15 protein-coding genes are annotated in these 19,651 nt (G+C 67.4%); 11 read left to right on the top strand and 4 right to left on the bottom strand.

Annotated elements, in window-relative coordinates:
• Positions 1-13: 13 nt before the first annotated feature.
• The 3 genes from H7V21_RS12055 to H7V21_RS12045 all read right to left on the bottom strand — a co-directional run bounded on the left by H7V21_RS12055 (position 14) and on the right by H7V21_RS12045 (position 4,993).
• Positions 14-760, bottom strand: a complete 747-nt coding sequence (locus H7V21_RS12055; RefSeq protein ID WP_188053985.1) for a DsbA family protein — start codon at positions 758-760, stop codon at positions 14-16.
• Complete coding sequence (locus H7V21_RS12050; protein ID WP_188053984.1) at positions 757-2,124, bottom strand: M48 family metalloprotease; 1,368 nt, start codon at positions 2,122-2,124, stop codon at positions 757-759. Before H7V21_RS12050 ends, H7V21_RS12055 begins: the two co-directional genes overlap by 4 nt.
• Before the next feature lie 124 nt (positions 2,125-2,248).
• The gene (locus H7V21_RS12045) at positions 2,249-4,993 is read right to left on the bottom strand and encodes a ribonuclease E/G (protein ID WP_262503857.1); all 2,745 of its coding nucleotides are present in this window, start codon (positions 4,991-4,993) and stop codon (positions 2,249-2,251) included.
• 455 nt (positions 4,994-5,448) lie between these two features.
• Here H7V21_RS12045 and H7V21_RS12040 point away from each other — a divergent pair, with 455 nt between their 5' ends.
• From H7V21_RS12040 to H7V21_RS12025, 4 genes are all read left to right on the top strand, one after another.
• Complete coding sequence (locus H7V21_RS12040) at positions 5,449-6,699, top strand: N-acetylmuramoyl-L-alanine amidase (RefSeq protein ID WP_188053983.1); 1,251 nt, start codon at positions 5,449-5,451, stop codon at positions 6,697-6,699.
• 54 nt (positions 6,700-6,753) lie between these two features.
• Positions 6,754-9,276, top strand: a complete 2,523-nt coding sequence (locus H7V21_RS12035; RefSeq protein ID WP_188053982.1) for a penicillin-binding protein 1A — start codon at positions 6,754-6,756, stop codon at positions 9,274-9,276.
• Between the two features lie 124 nt (positions 9,277-9,400).
• The gene (prfB, locus tag H7V21_RS12030) at positions 9,401-10,528 is read left to right on the top strand and encodes a peptide chain release factor 2 (RefSeq protein WP_188053981.1); all 1,128 of its coding nucleotides are present in this window, start codon (positions 9,401-9,403) and stop codon (positions 10,526-10,528) included.
• Positions 10,525-11,259 carry a class I SAM-dependent methyltransferase gene (locus H7V21_RS12025; RefSeq protein WP_188053980.1) on the top strand — a complete coding sequence of 245 codons (735 nt, stop codon included), beginning with the start codon at positions 10,525-10,527 and terminating at the stop codon, positions 11,257-11,259. The genes prfB and H7V21_RS12025 overlap by 4 nt, the downstream gene beginning before the upstream one ends.
• Positions 11,260-11,267: 8 nt before the next feature.
• Here H7V21_RS12025 and H7V21_RS12020 read toward each other — a convergent pair whose 3' ends face one another.
• Positions 11,268-11,633 (bottom strand): JAB domain-containing protein, encoded by a 366-nt coding sequence (locus H7V21_RS12020; protein ID WP_262503856.1) that lies wholly within the window; start codon positions 11,631-11,633, stop codon positions 11,268-11,270.
• A gap of 193 nt (positions 11,634-11,826) precedes the next feature.
• Between H7V21_RS12020 and H7V21_RS12015 the strand changes: the two genes are divergently transcribed.
• From H7V21_RS12015 to H7V21_RS11985, 7 genes are read left to right on the top strand one after another with little or no spacing between them, the layout of a single operon-like run.
• On the top strand, positions 11,827-12,624 hold the full coding sequence (locus tag H7V21_RS12015; protein ID WP_188053978.1) for a thymidylate synthase: 798 nt from the start codon (positions 11,827-11,829) through the stop codon (positions 12,622-12,624).
• Positions 12,625-12,627: 3 nt separating this feature from the next.
• Positions 12,628-13,110 (top strand): dihydrofolate reductase, encoded by a 483-nt coding sequence (locus H7V21_RS12010; RefSeq protein ID WP_188053977.1) that lies wholly within the window; start codon positions 12,628-12,630, stop codon positions 13,108-13,110.
• Complete coding sequence (locus H7V21_RS12005) at positions 13,107-14,276, top strand: dipeptidase (protein ID WP_188053976.1); 1,170 nt, start codon at positions 13,107-13,109, stop codon at positions 14,274-14,276. Before H7V21_RS12010 ends, H7V21_RS12005 begins: the two co-directional genes overlap by 4 nt.
• 60 nt (positions 14,277-14,336) lie before the next feature.
• Entirely contained in the window at positions 14,337-15,266 is a 930-nt protein-coding gene (locus H7V21_RS12000; RefSeq protein WP_188053975.1) for a bifunctional riboflavin kinase/FAD synthetase, read from the top strand.
• Positions 15,267-15,320: 54 nt separating this feature from the next.
• Positions 15,321-18,449 carry an isoleucine--tRNA ligase gene (locus H7V21_RS15940; RefSeq protein WP_188053974.1) on the top strand — a complete coding sequence of 1,043 codons (3,129 nt, stop codon included), beginning with the start codon at positions 15,321-15,323 and terminating at the stop codon, positions 18,447-18,449.
• Positions 18,446-18,967 carry a signal peptidase II gene (lspA, locus tag H7V21_RS11990; protein ID WP_188053973.1) on the top strand — a complete coding sequence of 174 codons (522 nt, stop codon included), beginning with the start codon at positions 18,446-18,448 and terminating at the stop codon, positions 18,965-18,967. The genes H7V21_RS15940 and lspA overlap by 4 nt, the downstream gene beginning before the upstream one ends.
• A complete protein-coding gene (locus H7V21_RS11985; RefSeq protein WP_188053972.1) occupies positions 18,960-19,373 on the top strand; it encodes a DUF3035 domain-containing protein in 414 nt (137 codons plus the stop codon). The genes lspA and H7V21_RS11985 overlap by 8 nt, the downstream gene beginning before the upstream one ends.
• Positions 19,374-19,651 lie beyond the last annotated feature (278 nt).

Raw genomic sequence — 19,651 nt, 5'->3', positions numbered from 1 at the left:
GACGGCGCGGCGCTCAGCGGCGGGCAGCGGCTACCGCGTCGGCGAGTTGGCGATAGGAGACGGCGCCGGGGAGCACGCGATCGCCGATCACCCAGGCGGGGGTGCCGCTGATGCCGAGCGCCTGGGCAGTGGTGTGGTTGGTCGCCAGTTCGCGCTGGACGCGCTGTGTGCCGACGGTCTCGCGCACCTTCTCGATGTTCAGGCCAGCCGTCGCCGCGGCGCGGCGGATCGACGCCTCGCTGAGCTGGCCTTGCGCGAACAGCGCGTCGTGGAAGCTGGAATATTTGCCCTGCTCGGCCGCGGCGAGCGCCCAGCGGGCGGCGGTGACGCTCTGTTCGCTCAGGATCGGAAATTCGCGATAGACCACGCGAACGTTGCGGTCCTTCGTCAGCAGTTCCTCGATCGCGGGCAGACTCGCGCGGCAGAAGCCGCATGCATAATCCATATAGACCGCGACGGTGACGTCGCCGTCGGGGTTCCCCGCCCACGCGCCGGGATAGGGATCGACGATCGCGTTCCGGTTCGCCTCCACGGCGCCGGCGGTCTCGCGCTCGCGCAGCCGCTCCATCGCTTCGGGAAGGATTTCCGGATTCTCGAGCAGATAATCGCGAACCACCAACTCGATCCGTGCCCGATCGGCATTGGCGCCCCCGGCCGGAACCACTGCCTGCGCCGCCGCGAAAATGCCCGCGCCTAGGACCGCCGCGAGCACGAACGAAGCCGCGAACAACCAGGGACTGCGCGTGAGTCGCTCGATCATTGCAGGTCCTCCGGCGTGCGACTGCGGTCGCCGCGTTCCTCTTGCAGTGCGTTGCGCGAAACCATCAGAACGTCCTGCGCGCGGATCCAGTCAGGCGACCCTTCCTCGAGCCCCGCCATTGCCGTGCGTGCGCTCGCCGCCGCAACGGCGGAGTCGCCGATCAGGCTGGCGCGCTCGGCCATCGCAAGCGCGGTACGCGCGCGGTCCCCGGTGCGTTCGTAGACGATGGCGAGATTATACCAGGCCGAGGGATTCTCGCGGTCGCGGGCGACTGCCTGGCGCAGCACCCGCTCTGCCTCGCGCAGGTTCGCCGGGTCCTCGGTCGCGATCAGCGCATGACCGAACAGCGTGGCGATCAGCGGCTGATAGCTGGTCTTCTCGACAGCGATTCGGAGCGGCTCGAGCGCTTCCTCGGCATGGCCGGATTCGAGCAGGATCTGCCCCTCCAGCTCGAGAAAATATGCGTCGTCCGGAGCCGCCTGTACCAACGCCGCCGCTTCGGCCGCAGCCTGGCTGGGATAGCCGGACTTGTGATAGGCATAGGCGCGCGCATAATGCGCCGGGATCGACTGGTTGCTGGTCGGATAGAGCCGCAGCGTCGCCTGCGGATCGTTCACATAGCCGCGCAGCTTGGCCTGGACACGCTGAAACCGCTGCTCGAGCTCGGGATCGGTCGCCCGGTTCCAGCTCGGCGCGCCCTCCAGATCGGCGGTCAGCGCGGAAATCCGCTCGCCGCTGAGCGGATGGCTGCGCTCGTAGCTGTCCTCCTGCGGCACCGCGAGGCGATATTCGAGGTTCTGGAGCTTCTTGAAGAACTCCAGCATCCCGCGGCCGTTGACGCCCGCGGTGTTGAGGAAGCGCACTCCCGCAGCGTCGGCGGTCGCTTCCTGGCTGCGCGAATAGGCGAGATACTTGCCGATCGCGGCGCGACTGCCCGCCATCAGAATTCCGGTGCCGGCTTCGGGCGCGCCCGCCGCGACGGCGACGACCCCCAGCACCATCGAAAGGATCGAGATCGCGCCGGCCCCGCCGCTGTTGCGCAGCGGCACATGGCCGGCGACGATATGGCCCAGCTCGTGCGCGATGACGCCCTGGACTTCGTTGACGTTGGTGGCGGCGTCGAGAAGGCCGCTGTGGATGTAAACGGTCTGGCCGCCCGCCACGAACGCGTTGATCGAGGGATCCTGGATCAGGACGACGCGGACATTGTCAGGCTCCAGCCCCGCCGCCTCGATGATCGGGCGGGACATGTCGGCGAACAGCGCCTCCGTTTCGGCGTCGCGCAGGATCGACTGCGCGGCGGCCGGACGGGCAGCGAAGCCAATCAGGCAGACCAGCGCCAGAAGGGCAACGAAGCGCTTCATGGCTGTCATATCGTCTTCAACTCCGCTCTCGGCAACGTTCGCGCGCGCGGCCTTCTCGGCCGAACGGTCTGAATGTCGCGTGAAGCGGCGCCGCGCGGGAAAAGCGCGGCGCCGTCACGAGTCATCATGCGCCGAAGGTGCGCTGCCACCAGCCGCGACGCGGACCCGCGGAGGATTCGCCCGCGTCCGCGGTCTCGGATTGCTGCTCAGCCGCTTCGGAGTTGTCGGCTTCCTGCGCATCGGAGGCCCCGTCCTGGGTCACCGGCTCCGGCTCGGCCGCTACGGGCTCGGGCGCGGGGGCATCTTCGGCCGGAACTTCCGCTTCGGCAGCCTTGCGGCGACCCCCGCGGCGACGCGGCTTCGATTCCGCCTCAGCCTCGGCAGACGGGCCGGGCAGCGCCTCGAGCGCCTCGCTGGCAGCTGCCAGCGCTTCGCCCGCATCGCCTTCGGGAGCCGCCTTCTTGCGGCGCGTCCGCTTGGGCTTCGCAGCGGCCGCCGCGGCTTCGCCTTCGGTCGCAGCGGCCTCGACTGCCGGCGCGGCAGCCTCGGAGGGGGCGTCGGCCTTGCGGGCGCGCGGGCGACGCCGCGGCTTGGGCGCCTCCTCGGCCGGAGCCGCCGGCTCGGCGGCTTCGACCGGTGCAGGCTGCCCGGCTTCGCCGATCTCGGCGACGTCGCTCACCGGAGTCTCGGTGCTCGTCTCCTCCGGTTCGACGGCGTCAGCCGCCTGCGCGCCAGCCTCTTCAGCGACCGGCGTGCCGCGACGGCCACCGCGCCGACCGCGACGGCGGCGCTTGCGGCCTCCCTCGCCTTCGTCGCGATCTTCCTGCGCGCCCTCGCCTTGGCTCGTCTCGGACTCCTCCGATCCGGTAGCTTCCTCTTCATCGGTCGCGGATTCGTCCCGCTCCTCGCCGGACTGCTCTTCCCGATCCTCGTCGCGACCGCGCCCACGGCGCCCACGGCGGCGGCGGCGGCGCTTGCGCCCGCCTTCGCCCTCGCCTTCCGCCTCGCGTCCCTCTTGGCGGTTGCGCTCGCGCGGCTCGGCTTCGGCGTCGGCCTCGGCTTCGACCTCGTCTTCCTCGTCCTCGATCTCTTCCGGCAGATCGTCCTCGGGCTCTTCGATCAGCGGCTCGATCCGTGGCGCGTGGGCCGGCGGCGGGCCGGAGGCCTCGACCGACATGCGCGCGCCTTCGAGCTCGCCGTCCGACGCGACTTCGACCGAGACGCCATAGCGGTCCTCGATCTCGGCAATGTCGGCGCGCTTCTTGTTGAGCACATAGAAGGCGGCTTCCTGGCTGCAACGCAACGTGAGCTGCGAACCGCGGCCACGCGCCGCCTCGTCCTCGATCAGGCGCAGCGCGGACAGACCCGCCGACGAAGCGGTACGCACCAGCCCGGTGCCCTCGCAATGCGGGCACTGGACGGTCGACGCTTCGAGCACGCCGGTGCGCAGCCGCTGGCGGCTCATCTCCATCAGCCCGAAAGCGGAGATGCGGCCGACCTGGATGCGGGCGCGATCGTTCTTCAGCGCCTCCTTCATCGCCTTCTCGACCTTCCGGACGTTGGACGAATGATCCATGTCGATGAAGTCGATGACGACGAGGCCCGCCATGTCGCGCAGGCGGAGCTGGCGTGCGATTTCCTGCGCTGCTTCGAGGTTGGTCTGAGTCGCGGTCTGCTCGATGTTGTGCTCGCGCGTCGAGCGGCCCGAGTTGATGTCGATCGACACCAGTGCCTCGGTCGGGTTGATGACCAGATAGCCGCCCGATTTCAGCTGGACGACCGGATGGTACATCGCCGCCAGCTGATCCTCGACATGGTGGCGCTGATACAGCGGCACCGCATCGGCATATTGCTTCACCTTGCGCGCGTGGCTCGGCATCAGGAGCTTCATGAAGTCCTTGGCCTGGCGATAGCCCTCCTCGCCCTCGACGATCACTTCGTCGATGTCGCGATTATAGATGTCGCGGATCGCGCGCTTGATGAGGTCGCTGTCGCCATAGACCAGCGCCGGCGCGGTCGACTTGAGCGTGGCCTCGCGGATCTCGTCCCACAGCCGGGCGAGATAGTCGAAGTCGCGCTTGATCTCGGTTTTGGTGCGCTGGAGGCCGGCGGTGCGGACGATGCAGCCCATCGTCGGCGGCAGCTTGAGGTCCGCCATGATCGACTTCAGACGCTTGCGGTCACCGGCATTGGAGATCTTGCGCGAGATGCCGCCGCCGTGCGCGGTGTTGGGCATCAGCACGCAATAGCGGCCGGCGAGGCTCAGATAGGTGGTGAGCGCCGCGCCCTTGTTGCCGCGCTCTTCCTTGACGACCTGGACGAGCAGCACCTGGCGGCGGCGGATCACGTCCTGGATCTTGTAGCGCTTGCGCAGGCTCATGCGACGCTGGCGAAGCGCCTCGGCCGGGCTGTCCTCGCCATTGCCGCCACGCCGCTTGCGCCGCGGCGACTCCTCGTCGCCGGTTTCGGCATCCTCGCCTTCATCGTCGTCCGAACGCCGCTCGACCACTTCGACGTCACCATCGGCGGCGGCGTCCTCATCGGCCTCTTCCTCGGCGCGGAGCGCGGCTTCCTCGGCGGCATGCTCGGCTTCTTCGGCGAGCAGCGCGTCGCGATCCTCCTTCGGAATCTGATAATAATCGGGGTGGATTTCGCTGAACGCCAGAAAGCCGTGGCGATTGCCGCCGTAATCGACGAACGCCGCCTGCAGCGACGGTTCGACTCGTGTCACCTTGGCGAGATAGATATTGCCCTTGAGCTGCTTGCGCTCGGCAGATTCGAAATCAAACTCCTCGATCCGGTTTCCCTTGACGACCGCCACGCGGGTCTCTTCCCGGTGGCGTGCGTCGATCAACATACGCATGGTCATGTACGTGTCTCCGGGCGCGCCGGCCCCCTGGCCCGTGTCGCGCGCCGTCAAAAAGGCGTGCCGGGCGAAGATGCCCGGCGGTGCTGGTTAAATGAGATGCCGTTGCTGCCCGGGCACGTCCGAACCGGCGGCTCGGATGCTCCACCTTCGCCGCGCGCGGCGCCGTAACGGCACTGCGGTCGGGACGAAGGGAAAATTGCCTCATGCAGCGTCAACCTGAATTGCCGCGCCGGAAAGCCGGCTGCGGCGGTTTCCCGAAACACGACGAACATGCTCCGGTACCGGTTACGTGCCTAGCACCGCCGTGCGCAGGCGGCAACCGCCGCCGCGAGAATGCCGCAAGAGGCGCTTCATGGTCGATGCGGCGTTAACCGCGCCCGTTGACCGCGGCTTGAGGGCCATCGGCTAGCCTGGCGAATGTCAGGGTAAATCGACGCGTACACGAGTATCTACGTATGTATTTGGGCTGGACCCCCCACGGCCCGGCGCGGCATATCGCGCGGGTGCTGCTTTTTCTCGCCTTTCTCTCCGGATGGCTTTCCGGGGCACCGAGCTGGGCGCAAGTGATCGAGGACGTCCGCGTACAGGGCGATCGCGTGATTGTCCGCTTCGATGCTCCGGCCGGACAGGCTAGCGCCTTTCTGCTCGGCGGGCCGCAGCGGATCGCACTCGACGTGCAGGGCGCACGCCCCGGCGGGCGCAGTGCGGCGGGCGGTGCAGTGGCCGGCGTCCGCCAGGGCCGGCACGAGACGGGCGCCCGGGTCGTGCTCGATCTGGCTCGTCCCGCGATTGTCACCGAAGGCAGTTTCGGCAGCGACGGACGAACCTTGACGCTCGAACTGCGCACGGTCGACGCCTCTCGCTTCGCGCGCGCCGCCGCCGAAGGGCGGATGCAGATCCTGCCGCCCTTCAACTATGTCCAGGCGAACAGCCGCAGCAGCTATCGGGAGACGATGCGCGTCCCGCCGCCGCGGCCCGCTGCCGAACTGCCGCGCGTCTACGGAAATGACGATACGCGCCCGCTGGTGGTGATCGACGCGGGTCACGGCGGCCATGACCCCGGAGCGATTTCGCCCGACGGCGCCCATCAGGAAAAGGTGCTCACGCTCGAACTCGCGCATGCGATCAAGGACGCGCTGCTCGCTTCGGGCCGGGTCCGCGTGGCGATGACGCGCGAGGACGACCGGTTCCTGATCCTCCAGGAGCGCTACGGCATCGCGCGACGGCTGGGTGCGGATCTTTTCATCTCCGTTCACTGCGACAGCGCAGGCAATCACGATGCGAGCGGAGCGACGGCCTATACGCTTTCCGAAGTCGCCTCCGATCGCGAGGCGGCGCGGCTGGCGGCGCGCGAGAATCGCGCCGACATCATCTCCGGAGTCGATCTGCGCGACCAGAACCCGGACATTTCCTCGATCCTGATCGATCTCACGCAGCGCGAAACGATGAATATTTCCGCGCGATTCGCGAGACTTCTCGGGCGCGAAGCGGAGCCCCTGATCCCGACGCGCACTAATTTCCATCGCATGGCGTCGCTCGTCGTCCTGAAGGCGCCGGACATGCCCTCCGTGCTGTTCGAGACGGGCTATATCTCGAATGCCGAAAACGCACGCTTCCTGGCGTCCGAAGCGGGGCAGGAACGCATCGCGCAGAGCGTCCGGCAGGCGGTCGAGATTCACTTCGCGACCCGGCTCGCCGCGCGCTGACGGTAGTTCTCCGAGGCTGGCGTCGCGCGGGAAACTTGCTAAACCGCGCACGAAATGGCGGATTCCGAACCTACCAGCATCAAGCTCCGGCTACGCCGGGAAATCGGCGGCATCGCAGGCGCGTTCGAGCGCATCCGGCACCGCTGGTGGTTCCGCGTGCTCGCGGTGCTGGCGCTGCTGGCCGGGCTCGGCATGCTCGCGCTGTGGTTCCTGTTCGCGCGGAACCTGCCCTCGGTCGACACGCTGCGGAACTACGAGCCGCCGCTGCCCACCTATGTCCGCTCGATCGAAGGCGAGCCGATTCACAGCTATGCGCGCGAGCGGCGCGTGCAGCTCAGCTTCGAGGAATATCCCGATCTGCTGGTGAAGGCGTTCCTCGCCGCCGAGGACCGCACCTTCTTCGAACACAGCGGGCTCGATTATCCGGGCCTGGTCCGTGCCGCCTTCCAGGGCCTGACTCGTGGCGAGACGCCGCGCGGCACATCGACCATCACGCAGCAGGTCGCCAAGAACCTGCTGGTCGGCAACGAAGTAAGCTACACACGCAAGCTCAAGGAAGCGATCCTCGCCTGGCGAATCGAAGAGACGCTTACGAAGCCGCAGATTCTAGAGCTCTATCTCAATTCGATCGAGCTGGGCCGGAACGCCGGCGGCGTCGAGGCGGCTTCGCATGCCTATTTCGGAAAGCCGCTCGAGGAACTGACGCTGCCGCAATTCGCCTACCTCGCGATTCTGCCGAAAGGCCCGGCCAACTATACGCCCGAACGGCACAGCGAACGCGCGCTGGAGCGGCGCAACTGGGTGCTCAGCGAGATGCTGCGCAACGACTTCATCACCGAAGCGCAATATGCAGCCGCGGTGGATGCGCCGCTCGGCACGGTGCCGCGCCAGACGCCGAGCTTCGAACGGGTCGGCGGCTATTTCGTCGAGGAAGTGCGCCGCCAGTTGATCGACAAGTTCGGCACCACCGACGAAGACGGACCCTACAGCGTCTATAACGGCGGCCTCTGGGTGCGGACCTCGCTCGACCCTGACATCCAGCGCTATGCGCAGTACGCGCTGCGTGCCGGCCTCGTCCGGTTCGAGCGCGGCCGCGGCTGGACCGGCCCGATCCGCGAAGTCGAGTTCGAGGACGACCGCTGGCAGCAGGCGCTGCTCAACACCAACATCGGCATCGACTACAGTGATTGGCGCGCGGCGATCGTAGTCGAAAAGGACGGCAGCGAACCGATCACCATCGGCTTCGAGGACGGCGAAACGGGAACGCTGCCGCGCAGCAACGCCAGCATGCCGGTGCGCGGCCAGGGCGGCGAAGCATTCGCGGCACTCAAGCGCGGCGACATCATCGCCGTGGCGCCCGAAGGCGGCCGCTGGGCGCTGCGGAGCATTCCGCGCATCTCGGGCGGAATGGTGGTCGAGGATCCGCGCACCGGCCGCGTCCTCGCCATGCAGGGCGGATTCGATTCGCGGATTCAGGCGTTCAACCGAGCGACACAGGCACAGCGCCAGCCGGGATCCACGATCAAGCCGATCGTCTATTCGGCCGCACTCGAGCAGGGCATGACACCCGCCTCGATCATCGTCGATGGCCCCTTCTGCGTCTGGCAGGGAGCGCAGCTCGGCAACAAATGCTTCCGCAATTTCGGCAACAGCCGCGGCGCGGGTCCGCGCACCATGCGCTGGGGCATCGAGCAGTCGCGCAACCTGATGACGGTGCGCACCGCATCCGAAGTGGGAATGGAGCATATCGTCGATCTGATGCAGCGGATCGGCGTGAGCCAGCAGCCCTATGAGCCCTATCTCGCTTATGCCCTCGGCGCGGGCGAGACGACCGTGATGCGGATGGTGAATGCCTATTCGATCCTCGTGAACCACGGCCGCGCGCTCAATCCGTCGCTGATCGACTATGTGCAGGATCGCCACGGCAATGTGATCTATCCTGAGAACTGGCGTCCCTGCGAACGCTGCAACGCGCCCGACTGGGACGGCGGGGCGATGCCCCGGCCGCAGATTCGCGCGCGTCAGGTGCTCGACGCGATGAGCGCCTATCAGATGGTGCACATTGCCGAAGGCGTGGTGCAGCGCGGTACGGCAACGGTGCTGCGCAGCCTTGAGCGGCCGCTTATGGGCAAGACCGGCACGACCTCCGGCCCGACCGACGTATGGTTCGTCGGCGGCGCGCCGCAGATGATGGCGGGCCTCTATCTCGGCTACGACACGCCCTCGAACCTCGGCGGCTATGCGCAGGGCGGCTCGATCGCGGCCCCCATCTTCAAGGAGTTCGCGGAGCGGGCGTTCGAAGGAATGGAAGTGGTTCCGTTCCGCGCGCCGGCCGGTATCCGAATGGTGCGAGTCGACCGGCGCACGGGCAAGCCGGTTCAGGGCGCCTGGCCGAGCGACGAGCCTCTCGCGAGCGTGATCTGGGAAGCGTTCAAGCCCGAGAGCGAGCCGCGCCGCATCGATCGCGAGGAAGAAGAGGATCAGCAGCAGCGACGCGCGCCGGAGCGGAAGGCGACCCGGCCGTCCGAGGCGCCACGCGACAGCGAGTTCTTGCAACGCGAGGGCGGTATCTACTAGCGCCCCCAACCACTATATCGTTTGTCCGGCGACCGCCGGGGTCTCCTCTTCCCCAAGCACAGGCTTGCCGAACGAGATCCCGCAGCCGCCGGTGAACGCGGAATTTGACCGGAGTTAAGAGACCATGCGCGCCGAAGCGCAGGCATATGTCGACAAGATCAACGACGCGCTCGCGCTGCTGCGCCGCTTTCTCGACTGGGATCGTGCGCTGCGGCGGCTCGACGAGCTGAATGCGCGCGTCGAGGACCAGAGCCTTTGGGATGATCCCAAGCAGGCGCAGGACGTGATGCGCGAGCGCCAGCGGCTCGACTCCGCGATCACTGCGACGCGCGCGATCGACCAGGAGCTGCGTGACACCGCCGAGCTGATCGAAATGGCCGAGGCCGAGGGCGACGAGGAGATGGCGAGCGAGGGCACCGCCGCGCTCGCCGCGCTCGCGCAGCGCGCCGAGCGCGACAAGGTGCAGGCGCTGCTTTCGGGCGAGGCCGACGGCAATGACACCTATCTCGAGATCAACGCAGGCGCGGGCGGCACCGAGAGCCAGGATTGGGCCGAGATGCTCCAGCGCATGTACACGCGCTGGGCCGAGCGCCGCGGCATGAAGGTGGAGCTGATCGACTATCACGCGGGCGAACAGGCCGGCATCAAATCGGCGACGCTGCTGCTGAAGGGCGAGAACGCCTATGGCTATGCCAAGACCGAAAGCGGCGTGCACCGGCTTGTGCGCATCTCGCCTTATGACAGCTCCGCGCGCCGCCACACCAGCTTCTCGTCGGTGTGGGTCTATCCGGTGATCGACGACAACATCGACATCGAGATCAACGAGAGCGATCTCAAGATCGATACCTATCGCGCATCGGGTGCGGGCGGGCAGCACGTCAACACCACCGATTCGGCGGTGCGCATCACCCATGTGCCGACCGGCATCATCGTTGCCTGCCAGACGCAGCGTTCGCAGCATAAGAACCGTGCCGAAGCCATGAGCATGCTGCGCGCCAGGATGTACGAGGCCGAGTTGCAGAAGCGCGAGGCCGAGGCGATGGCGACGCATGCCGCCAAATCGGACATCGGCTGGGGCCACCAGATCCGCAGCTATGTCCTTCAGCCCTATCAGCTGGTGAAGGACCTGCGCACCGGCGTCACCTCCACTGCGCCGTCCGACGTGCTCGACGGCGATCTCGACCCGTTCATGGCCGCGGCGCTGTCACAGCGCGTGACGGGCGAGTCAGTCGATGTGGAGGACGTCGATTGACGCCACGCCGCGTCTCGGCACCGCTGTGGCTGGGGGCGCTTCTACTCGCGGCGTGCAACGGCGCGCCGGATTCGAGCCAGCGTGGCCCCGACGGCTTTCCCGCGCCTGACCGGCCCGTCGCCAGCATCGTGTCGAGCCGCTGGTCGAACGAAGAGGCACGGGATCGGCTGAACGAGGCCGAGGAAGTGATGAATCGCGCCGGCATCCACCCCGGCATGACCGTGGCCGACATCGGCGCGGGCGAAGGCTATTACACGATCCGTCTCGCCCAGCGCGTCGGCGAAAGCGGCCGCGTGCTGGCGGAGGATATCGTACCCGAGGTGCGGGACGCACTCGCCACGCGCGTCGCACGCGAGCGGCTCGACAATGTCAGCGTGCGGCTGGGCGACCCCGACGACCCCAAGCTTCCCGAGGACAGTTTCGACCGGGTGTTCATGGTCCACATGTATCACGAGATCGAATCGCCCTATGAATTCCTGTGGCGGATGCGGCCCTCGCTCCGTCCCGGCGGCGAAGTGATCGTGGTTGACGCCGACCGTCCGACTCAGAACCATGGCACCCCGCCCGAACTGCTGCGCTGCGAATTCGCGGCGGTGGGATACCGGCTCGAGCGGATGGAGCCGATGCCGTCGGCCGGCGGCTATCTCGCGATCTTTCGCGCGGAGGGCGAGCGGCCCGAGCCCGAAGACATCGAGGCCTGCCCTGCGCCCGACGCGCCGACCGACGGCTAGACCGCCGGCTACAGCAATCCTAGCGCGCGAAAGCTCGTGAGCCCGCGCTCGCTGAGCACGAGATGATCCAGCAGCCGCACGCCGAGCGCGCCGAGTGCGCGGGCGAGCTGGCGCGTCGCCTCGCGATCGGCGGCGCTGGGCGTGGGATCTCCGCTCGGGTGGTTGTGCGCCATCACCACGGCTGCGGCATCGAAGGCGAGCGCATCCGCCGCCACGTCGCGCACCGGAATGTCGAGCATGTCGCGTGCACCCGAACGGGCATGGCGCAGCCCCAGCAGTCTCCCGGCCGAGTCCAGATAGGCGAACGCCGCGACTTCCTCCCGCTCGCGGACAAGCGTCGCGAACAGAGCGCAGGCGTCGCCGGCGTCACGCACACGATCTGGGACGCAATCCTGCGTCGGTGCGGGCAAGCCAGGTTGCAGCTCCAGGCGTAGCGTCATGCCCCTAGCTGCCATCGAGTCCCGCTGCCGGCGAAGCGCATCCCTCTCCGTATCGGTCCGGCTTCGCTCCGCTTCGGAGCGGTCGGTGCCGCTTGGCCTGTCCGTGGGCACGCGCTAAGCCGCATCCATGCGCCAATATCTCGACCTGATGGCCCGCGCGCTCAACGACGGCGCCGAAACGATGGATCGCACCGGCACCGGAACGCGCAGCGTCTTCGGCCATCAGATGCGCTTCGATCTGGCCGAAGGCTTTCCGCTGCTCACGACCAAGAAGCTGCACATCCGCTCGATCATCATCGAGCTGCTCTGGTTCCTGCGTGGCGACACCAACGCGCGATGGCTGCAGGATCGCAAGGTGAGCATCTGGGACGAGTGGGCCGACCCGGAAACCGGCGATCTCGGCCCGGTCTACGGCAAGCAATGGCGTCGCTGGGAAACCGCCGACGGGCGCGAGATTGATCAGATCGCCGAACTGATCGACATGATCCGCACCAATCCCGGATCGCGCCGTCAGATCGTGAGCGCCTGGAACCCCGGCGAGCTTCACGCGATGGCGCTGGCCCCGTGCCACTGTCTGTTCCAGACTCATGTCGCCAACGGGCGGCTCTCGCTCCAGCTCTACCAGCGGTCGGCCGACATCTTCCTCGGCGTGCCGTTCAACATCGCCAGCTATGCGCTGCTCACGCACCTGCTGGCGCAGCAATGCGATCTGGAACCGGGCGACTTCATCTGGACGGGCGGCGACTGCCACCTGTACTCGAACCATCTCGATCAGGCCCGCGAGCAGCTCGCGCGCGAGCCCGGCCCGCTGCCCACGCTGGGAATCCTCCGCAGGGCGCCGTCGATCGATGGCTATGCCTATGAGGACTTCGCGATCCACGACTATGTCGCGCAGCCGCACATCAAGGCACCGGTCGCGGTCTGACGCATGGTCCTGACGTTTCACCTCGCCCGCGCCGACAATGGCGTGATCGGTCGCGAAGGGAGACTGCCGTGGCACCTGCCCGCCGACCTCAAGCGGTTCAAGGCGCAGACGATGGGCAAGCCGATGATCATGGGCCGCAAGACCTTCGAGAGCTTCCCCAGCCCGCTCCCCGGCCGCCGCCACATCGTCCTCACGCGCGACCGGCAGTGGCGAGCGGAGGGCGCCGAAGTGGCGCACGATCGGGCAGAGGCGTTGGCGCTGGCCAACGCCGCCGAAGTGGCCGTCATCGGTGGCGCGGAGATTTTCGCTCTCTACCTCCCGGACGCGGATCGCATCGAACTCACCGAAGTTCACGCAGCGGCCGAAGGCGACACCGTCATGCCCCCCTTCTCTCCGCTTGAATGGCGCGAGACCTTCCGCGAGGATCACCGGCAGGAAGCGGGGCGACCGGCCTACAGCTTCGTGACGCTGGAGCGGGTGCGATGAGGAAATGGCTGTTGGGCGGGCTCGCGCTCGTCGCGGTGGGGGCGCTGCTGTTCTTCGGGCTCGGCCCGGTGTTCATCGAATCGAGCATGAACCGTGTGGCGAAGACGCCGCTGCCGGCGGTGTCCGACGAAACCCGCGCGCTGCACGAAAGCCTCGTCATCGCCGACATGCATGGCGACACGCTGCTCTGGCGGCGCAACCTCCTTTCGCGCGCCGGCCGCGGTCAGATCGATCTGCCGCGGCTCGAAGCGGGCAATGTCGCGCTCCAGATCTTCTCTTCGGTCACCAAGACGCCGACCGGGCAGAATTACGACGCGAACAGCGCCGAGAGCGACAACATCACGCCGCTCGCGATCGCGCAGCTCCAGCCGGCACGGACCTGGGGCTCGCTGCTCGAGCGTTCGCTGTGGCATGCCACCAAGCTCGAGCGCGCCGCCGCCGACAGCGGCGGGCGGTTGCGGGTGATCCGCACTCCGGCCGATCTCGATCGGCTGCTCGCCGCGCGCGCGGCCGGTGCCGAAGTCACCGGAGGCATGCTTTCGATCGAGGGGCTGCAAAATCTCGAAGGCGACGCCGCCAACCTCGACCGACTCTATGAAGCCGGATTCCGCATGGCGGGGCTCACTCATTTCTTCGACAATGAAGTCGGCGGATCGATGCACGGCGAAGCGAAGGGCGGGCTCACGCCGCTCGGCCGCGACGTGCTGCGGCGGATGGAGGAAATGGGGATGGTCGTCGACATCGCCCATTCGAGCCACGCCGCCGTTGCCGAGATCCTCGCGATGGCGCGGCGCCCGGTGGTTACCAGCCATGGCGGCGTCCAGGCGACGTGCAACGTCAACCGCAATCTGACCGATGCGGAGATTCGCGGCGTCGCGGCGACGGGCGGCGTGATCGGCATCGGCTATTGGGACGGCGCGGTGTGCTCGACCAGGCCCGAAGACATCGCCCGCGCAATGGTCCATGTCCGCGACCTCGTCGGCATCGATCACGTCGGCCTCGGCTCGGACTTCGACGGCGCGGTCACGACCGGTTTCGATACCAGCCAACTCGCCATGCTCACCCAGGCGCTGGTGAACGCCGGATTCAGCGAGGCGGACATCCGCAAGGTCATGGGCGGCAATGTGCTCCGCGTGCTGCGTGCCGGCATCCAGCCGATGCGCTGAAGCCCGCACCGGCGCGCGAAGGATTTGAAAGGAGCCACGCGCCAGCTATAGCCGCTGCCCATGGAGCGGCTGGACGGCGGCTCGGCGGTTCCGGCCCGGCTTCGCGGCGGAATCGTCGCGCTCGGCAATTTCGACGGATTTCACCTCGGGCATCAGGCCGTCGCGGGCCGCGCGATCGCGCAGGCGGAGGCGGCAGGCCGTCCGGCGATCGTCGCCACCTTCGATCCGCACCCGGTGCGCTTCTTCCGGCCTGACGTGCCCCCCTTCCGCCTCACCAGTCTCGATCAGCGCGAGCGGCTGTTCGCGGCGGCGGGCGCCGATGCGATGCTGGTGTTCCGTTTCGATGCCGCGCTCGCCGGGCTGTCCGCCGCCGAATTCGCGCGCCGGCGGCTGGTCGATTCGGTCGGCGCGGCCGGAGTCGTCACCGGCAGCGATTTCACTTTCGGCAAGGGGCGCGACGGCAATGTCGGCGTGCTCGAGGCGCTCGGCGCGGAACTCGGCTTCACCGTCGAAACCGTCGCACCGGTGCTCCAAGACGGCGAGCCGGTCTCGTCGAGCCGCATCCGCACGCTGCTGCGCCAGGGGCATCCGCGCGAGGCGGCGGCGCTGCTGACGCGCCCCTTCGCGATCGAAGCGACGGTGCAGCCCGGTGCGAAGCTGGGGCGCGAGCTCGGCTGGCCGACCGCGAACCTCGTGCTCGGCAACTATCTGCGTCCCGCCTATGGCATCTACGCCGTGCGCGGTCGGCTGGCCGACGGACGCGTGCTCGACGGCGTGGCGAACCTCGGCATCCGGCCGAGCATCGAGCCGCCGATCGAGCTGCTCGAACCGCATTTCTTCGATTTCTCGGGCGATCTCTACGGCCAGACGATCGAAGTGGCGCTGATCGACTATCTGCGCCCGGAGGCGAAGTTCGAGACGATGGACGCGCTGCGCGACCAGATCGAAGCCGATGCCGCCGAGGCTCGCCGTCGGCTGGCGGCGGGCTGATCGGGCAACATCCGCTTTGAAAGCGCGCGCGCATCCTTTAATCGGCGCGCACCCATGACTGACGCATCCGACACCAAGCGCGACTGGCGCGACACCGTCTTCCTGCCGAAGACCGATTTTCCGATGAAGGCCGGCCTCGCCGCCAAGGAGCCCGGCATCCTGGAGCGCTGGGAGCGCATCGGCGTGTACCAGCGGCTGCGCGAACAGCGCGCCGGGCGCGAGCGCTTCCTGCTCCACGACGGCCCGCCTTACGCCAATGGCGACATCCACATGGGCCACGCGCTCAACAAGATCCTGAAGGACATCGTCACCCGCAGCCAGTCGCTGATGGGCAAGGACGCGCCCTATGTGCCGGGCTGGGACTGCCACGGCCTGCCGATCGAATGGAAGATCGAGGAAGCCTATCGCGCGAAGAAGCGCAACAAGGACGAGGTTCCCCCCGCCGAATTCCGCCAGGAATGCCGCGACTATGCCGCCAAATGGGTGGGCGTGCAGCGCGCGCAGTTCGAGCGGCTGGGCGTGATGGGCGATTGGGACGATCCCTACCTCACGATGAATTTCGACAGCGAGGCGATCATCGCCGGCGAGCTGCTGAAGTTCGCGCAGAGCGGCCAGCTTTATCGCGGCGCCAAGCCGGTGATGTGGTCCCCGGTCGAAAAGACCGCGCTGGCCGAGGCCGAGGTCGAATATGAGGACATCGTCTCGACCCAGATCGACGTGGCGTTCGAGATCACCGAAGCCCCGAACGCACCCGAACTGGTCGGCGCGCATGCGGTGATCTGGACGACGACGCCGTGGACGATCCCGGTGAATCAGGCGCTCGCATACGGGGCGGAGATCGAGTACGGACTCTATGACCTAAACCCCTCTTTTGAGGAGTTTGAGGGCGACAGCGACGCATTCTGGCAGCTTCTCCGTTCGCGTTTCCCATTGCTAAACGCGCCAGTTCTGATCGCCCAACATCTGCAGGCGGCCTTTTGCGAGCGGGTCGGAAGAGAGCTGGCCAAAATCGGGATGCCCGAGTTCGGCAATCCACAGTTTCGCCAGCTGTTTCTTGATGATCGCGTAACGGGCGACATCGACACTTTTTCGAAGGCGATCAAAGGCTCGCGTCTTGCCGGCGCGAAGGCGCGCCACCCGATCTACAACTTCCTTCGTCACCCCGGCGAAAGCCGGGGTCGGGCTCCTTCTTCCGAGCATGGAGAAGGCAGCCCTGCCCCGGATCAGGTCCGGGGCGACAATGTGGATGAGAAGGCGCTCGCCTTCTTCGCCAAGCCCCGCCCGTTCCTCGACGGCTCGCATTTCGTCACCACCGATGCGGGCACCGGCCTCGTCCATATGGCGCCCGATCACGGCGAGGACGATTTCCTGCTGTGCAAAGCGAACGGCATCGATCCGGTGTTCGCGGTCGAGGGCGACGGCAAATATCGCGACGACTGGGCGTGGCTCGGCGGCCAGGGCAGCGTCATCAACAAGAAGTTCGTGGCATCCGACGGCCCGATCTGTACTGACCTCCGCGAAGCGGGCGCGCTGCTGTCGGCCAGCGACGATTTCACCCACAGCTATCCGCACAGCTGGCGTTCGAAGGCGAAGATCATCTTCCGCGCCACGCCGCAGTGGTTCATCCCGATGGACCGCGCCTCTCCCCTCCCGCTTGCGGGAGGGGCCGGGGGTGGGCACGCGCTCACCACGGACGAGGCGCCTGCGGAGGCCGGAAGCCCACCCCTAGCCCCTCCCGCAAGCGGGAGGGGGAATGATGCCACCCTCCGACAGATCGCGCTCGACGCGATCGAGCGTACCCGCTGGGTGCCCGCGCGCAGCCAGAACCGCATCCGCTCGATGGTCGCGGGGCGCCCCGATTGGGTGATCAGCCGCCAGCGCGCCTGGGGCGTGCCGATCACGCTCTACTTCAACCGCGCGACCGGTGAGTATCTGCGCGATCCGGCGGTGAACGAACGCATCCTCGCCGCATTCCGCGAAGGCGGGGCGGACGCGTGGTTCCAGGCGGACCATCAGGCGCTGCTCGGCCCCGATTACGATCTCGCCGACTATGAAGTCGTCACCGACATCCTCGACGTGTGGTTCGACAGCGGATCGACGCACAGCTTCGTGATCGAGCAGCGCTATGGCGCGGGCGTGCGCGCCAACCTCTATCTCGAAGGGTCGGACCAGCATCGCGGCTGGTTCCAGTCGTCGCTGCTCGAATCGGCGGGTACGCGTGGTCGCGCGCCCTATGACGCGGTGCTCACGCACGGCTTCGCGCTCGACGGCAATGGCCGCAAGATGTCCAAGAGCCTCGGCAACGTCGTCGATCCGCTCAAGATCATCGGCGAAAGCGGCGCGGACATCCTGCGCCTGTGGGTCGCGCAGACCGATTATTTCGAGGACGTGCGCATCGGCAAGGAAGTGCTCTCGGGCACCGGGGACGCCTATCGCAAGCTGCGCAACACCTATCGCTACCTGCTCGGCGCGCTCGACGGCTTCAGCGACGCCGAAAAGGTGGCGGTCGCCGAGATGCCCGAGCTGGAGCGCTACGTCCTCCACTTGCTCGCCGAGCTCGACGAAACGCTGCGCAAGGCGGCGAACGATTATGAGTTCGATCGCTACAGCCGCGCGCTGATCGATTTCGCCAACGAGGACCTGTCGGCCTTCTTCTTCGATATCCGCAAGGATTCGCTCTATTGCGACGCTGCGGACGATCCCAAGCGGCGGGCATACCGCACCGTGTTGGACACCCTGTTCCACGCGCTGGTGCGCTATGCCGCGCCGATCCTGTCGTTCACGGCGGAGGAAGTGTGGCAGGCGCGTTTCCCCAGCGAAGACGGCTCGGTGCATTTCCTCGAATGGCCGGAGCTGCCCGATCTTACGGGCGATTTGCTGACTGCCGATTGGCAGGCAGTGCGCATCCTGCGCGAGCGAGTCACCGAAGCGATCGAGCCGCTCCGTCGCGAGAAGACGATCCGGTCCAGCCTCGAAGCCGATGTCACCGTCCCCGATCTGCCGCTGCCGGCCGACCAGCTCGCCGAGCTGTTCATCGTGGCGTCGGTAACGAAGGGCGATAGCGACGCGGTGACCGTTTCGCGCACCGAGTGGGACAAATGCGGCCGGTGCTGGCGGCACCTGCCCGACGTTGCCGAAGACGGTGCGCTGTGCCACCGCTGTGCCGAGGTGATTGCCGAATGACGATGAACCGCTCGATCGGCCTGATGGTGGCCCTGCTGGTGTTCCTGGTGGACCAGGGGACGAAGATCTGGGTCACGTCGGGGCTGAACCTCTATTATCCCGGCGCGGAGATGGAGCTGCTGCCCTTCTTCGACCTGCGCTATGTCGAGAATCGCGGCGTCTCGCTCGGCTTTCTCGAGGCGAGCAGCGATACGATGCGCTGGGCGCTGGTGGCGCTCACCGCCGCGATCGCCGCCGGCGTCGCCGTCTGGATGTGGCGCGAGCGCAAGCTGGGCGACATCTTGGCGCTCGGGCTGGTGCTCGGCGGTGCGCTGGGCAATATCCTCGATCGCTCGCGCCTCGGTTTCGTCGTCGACTTCGCCGATTTCCATATCGGCGAGTGGCGCCCCTTTTTGGTCTTCAATGTCGCCGACGCCGCGATTACCATCGGCGTCGTGATCCTGCTGGCGCGCGCGCTGTTCGTGCGCGACCAGCCCCGCGAGCCGCGGCCCCAAGTGGAGAAGAACGTCAATGCGTAAGTTCCTGCCGATCGCCGCATCGCTTACCGCCGCGGGCCTTCTCGCCGGCTGTGGCGCTACCGGGCTGAATCGCGACCGGCCCGATGAATTCGCCGTGGCGCGCCAGGCGCCGCTGGTGATCCCGCCCGATTATTCGCTGGTTCCGCCGCAGCCGGGCGCGCCGCGTCCGCAGACGGCCGCCGCCTCGGATCAGGCGCTCGATGCGATGTTCGGTGGATCGGCCCCGCGCAGCGCTGCGGAACAGGCTGCGCTTCAGGCCGCGGGCCGCGACGTATCTCAGCCCGGCGTCCGCTCTGAAGTGGGCAGCGCGGAAACCGAGGTGTTGGACAAGGGCAGCACGACGCGCGACATCGTCGCCGCCCCCGAGGGCGATGGTCAGGACGCGAGCGCCAGCACTCCGAACTAGTCCGAACTGGAATGTCGGGCCGGCCACCGCCGGCTCCGGACCTTACGGCGCGTTCTTGCAACGGCGGCGGCCGGAAAGATGCGCTTCGCCACGCTTCTCCCGACCGCCGCGCCGAAGCGCCGCTGCCCGCCGTCCCGCACAAGTCGCGCGGCCTGGCTCCCTTTCCACGATACGCGAGTGGAGTCGGCTGGAATCGGCCGCCGCGCGGAAACGCGCGGTTCAGCCCCATTCCTCTAAAGGCAGCAGATGCCTCGGCCTTCGGAGGCGGCGCGCGGGAA

It is taken from the genome of Sphingosinithalassobacter sp. CS137 (assembly GCF_014334115.1).
Lineage (GTDB): Bacteria > Pseudomonadota > Alphaproteobacteria > Sphingomonadales > Sphingomonadaceae > Sphingomonas.
This window is presented reverse-complemented; position numbering and strand designations above follow the sequence as displayed.

Excerpts from the sequence above, each read along its gene's own strand:
- H7V21_RS12055 (WP_188053985.1), bottom strand. The coding sequence starts at position 760 with ATGATCGAGCGACTCACGCGCAGTCCCTGGTTGTTCGCGGCTTCGTTC.
- H7V21_RS12050 (WP_188053984.1), bottom strand. The coding sequence starts at position 2,124 with ATGAAGCGCTTCGTTGCCCTTCTGGCGCTGGTCTGCCTGATTGGCTTC.
- H7V21_RS12045 (WP_262503857.1), bottom strand. The coding sequence starts at position 4,993 with ATGACCATGCGTATGTTGATCGACGCACGCCACCGGGAAGAGACCCGC.
- H7V21_RS12040 (WP_188053983.1), top strand. The coding sequence starts at position 5,449 with ATGTATTTGGGCTGGACCCCCCACGGCCCGGCGCGGCATATCGCGCGG.
- H7V21_RS12035 (WP_188053982.1), top strand. The coding sequence starts at position 6,754 with ATGGCGGATTCCGAACCTACCAGCATCAAGCTCCGGCTACGCCGGGAA.
- prfB (WP_188053981.1), top strand. The coding sequence starts at position 9,401 with ATGCGCGCCGAAGCGCAGGCATATGTCGACAAGATCAACGACGCGCTC.
- H7V21_RS12015 (WP_188053978.1), top strand. The coding sequence starts at position 11,827 with ATGCGCCAATATCTCGACCTGATGGCCCGCGCGCTCAACGACGGCGCC.
- H7V21_RS12010 (WP_188053977.1), top strand. The coding sequence starts at position 12,628 with ATGGTCCTGACGTTTCACCTCGCCCGCGCCGACAATGGCGTGATCGGT.
- H7V21_RS12005 (WP_188053976.1), top strand. The coding sequence starts at position 13,107 with ATGAGGAAATGGCTGTTGGGCGGGCTCGCGCTCGTCGCGGTGGGGGCG.
- H7V21_RS12000 (WP_188053975.1), top strand. The coding sequence starts at position 14,337 with ATGGAGCGGCTGGACGGCGGCTCGGCGGTTCCGGCCCGGCTTCGCGGC.
- H7V21_RS15940 (WP_188053974.1), top strand. The coding sequence starts at position 15,321 with ATGACTGACGCATCCGACACCAAGCGCGACTGGCGCGACACCGTCTTC.
- lspA (WP_188053973.1), top strand. The coding sequence starts at position 18,446 with ATGACGATGAACCGCTCGATCGGCCTGATGGTGGCCCTGCTGGTGTTC.
- H7V21_RS11985 (WP_188053972.1), top strand. The coding sequence starts at position 18,960 with ATGCGTAAGTTCCTGCCGATCGCCGCATCGCTTACCGCCGCGGGCCTT.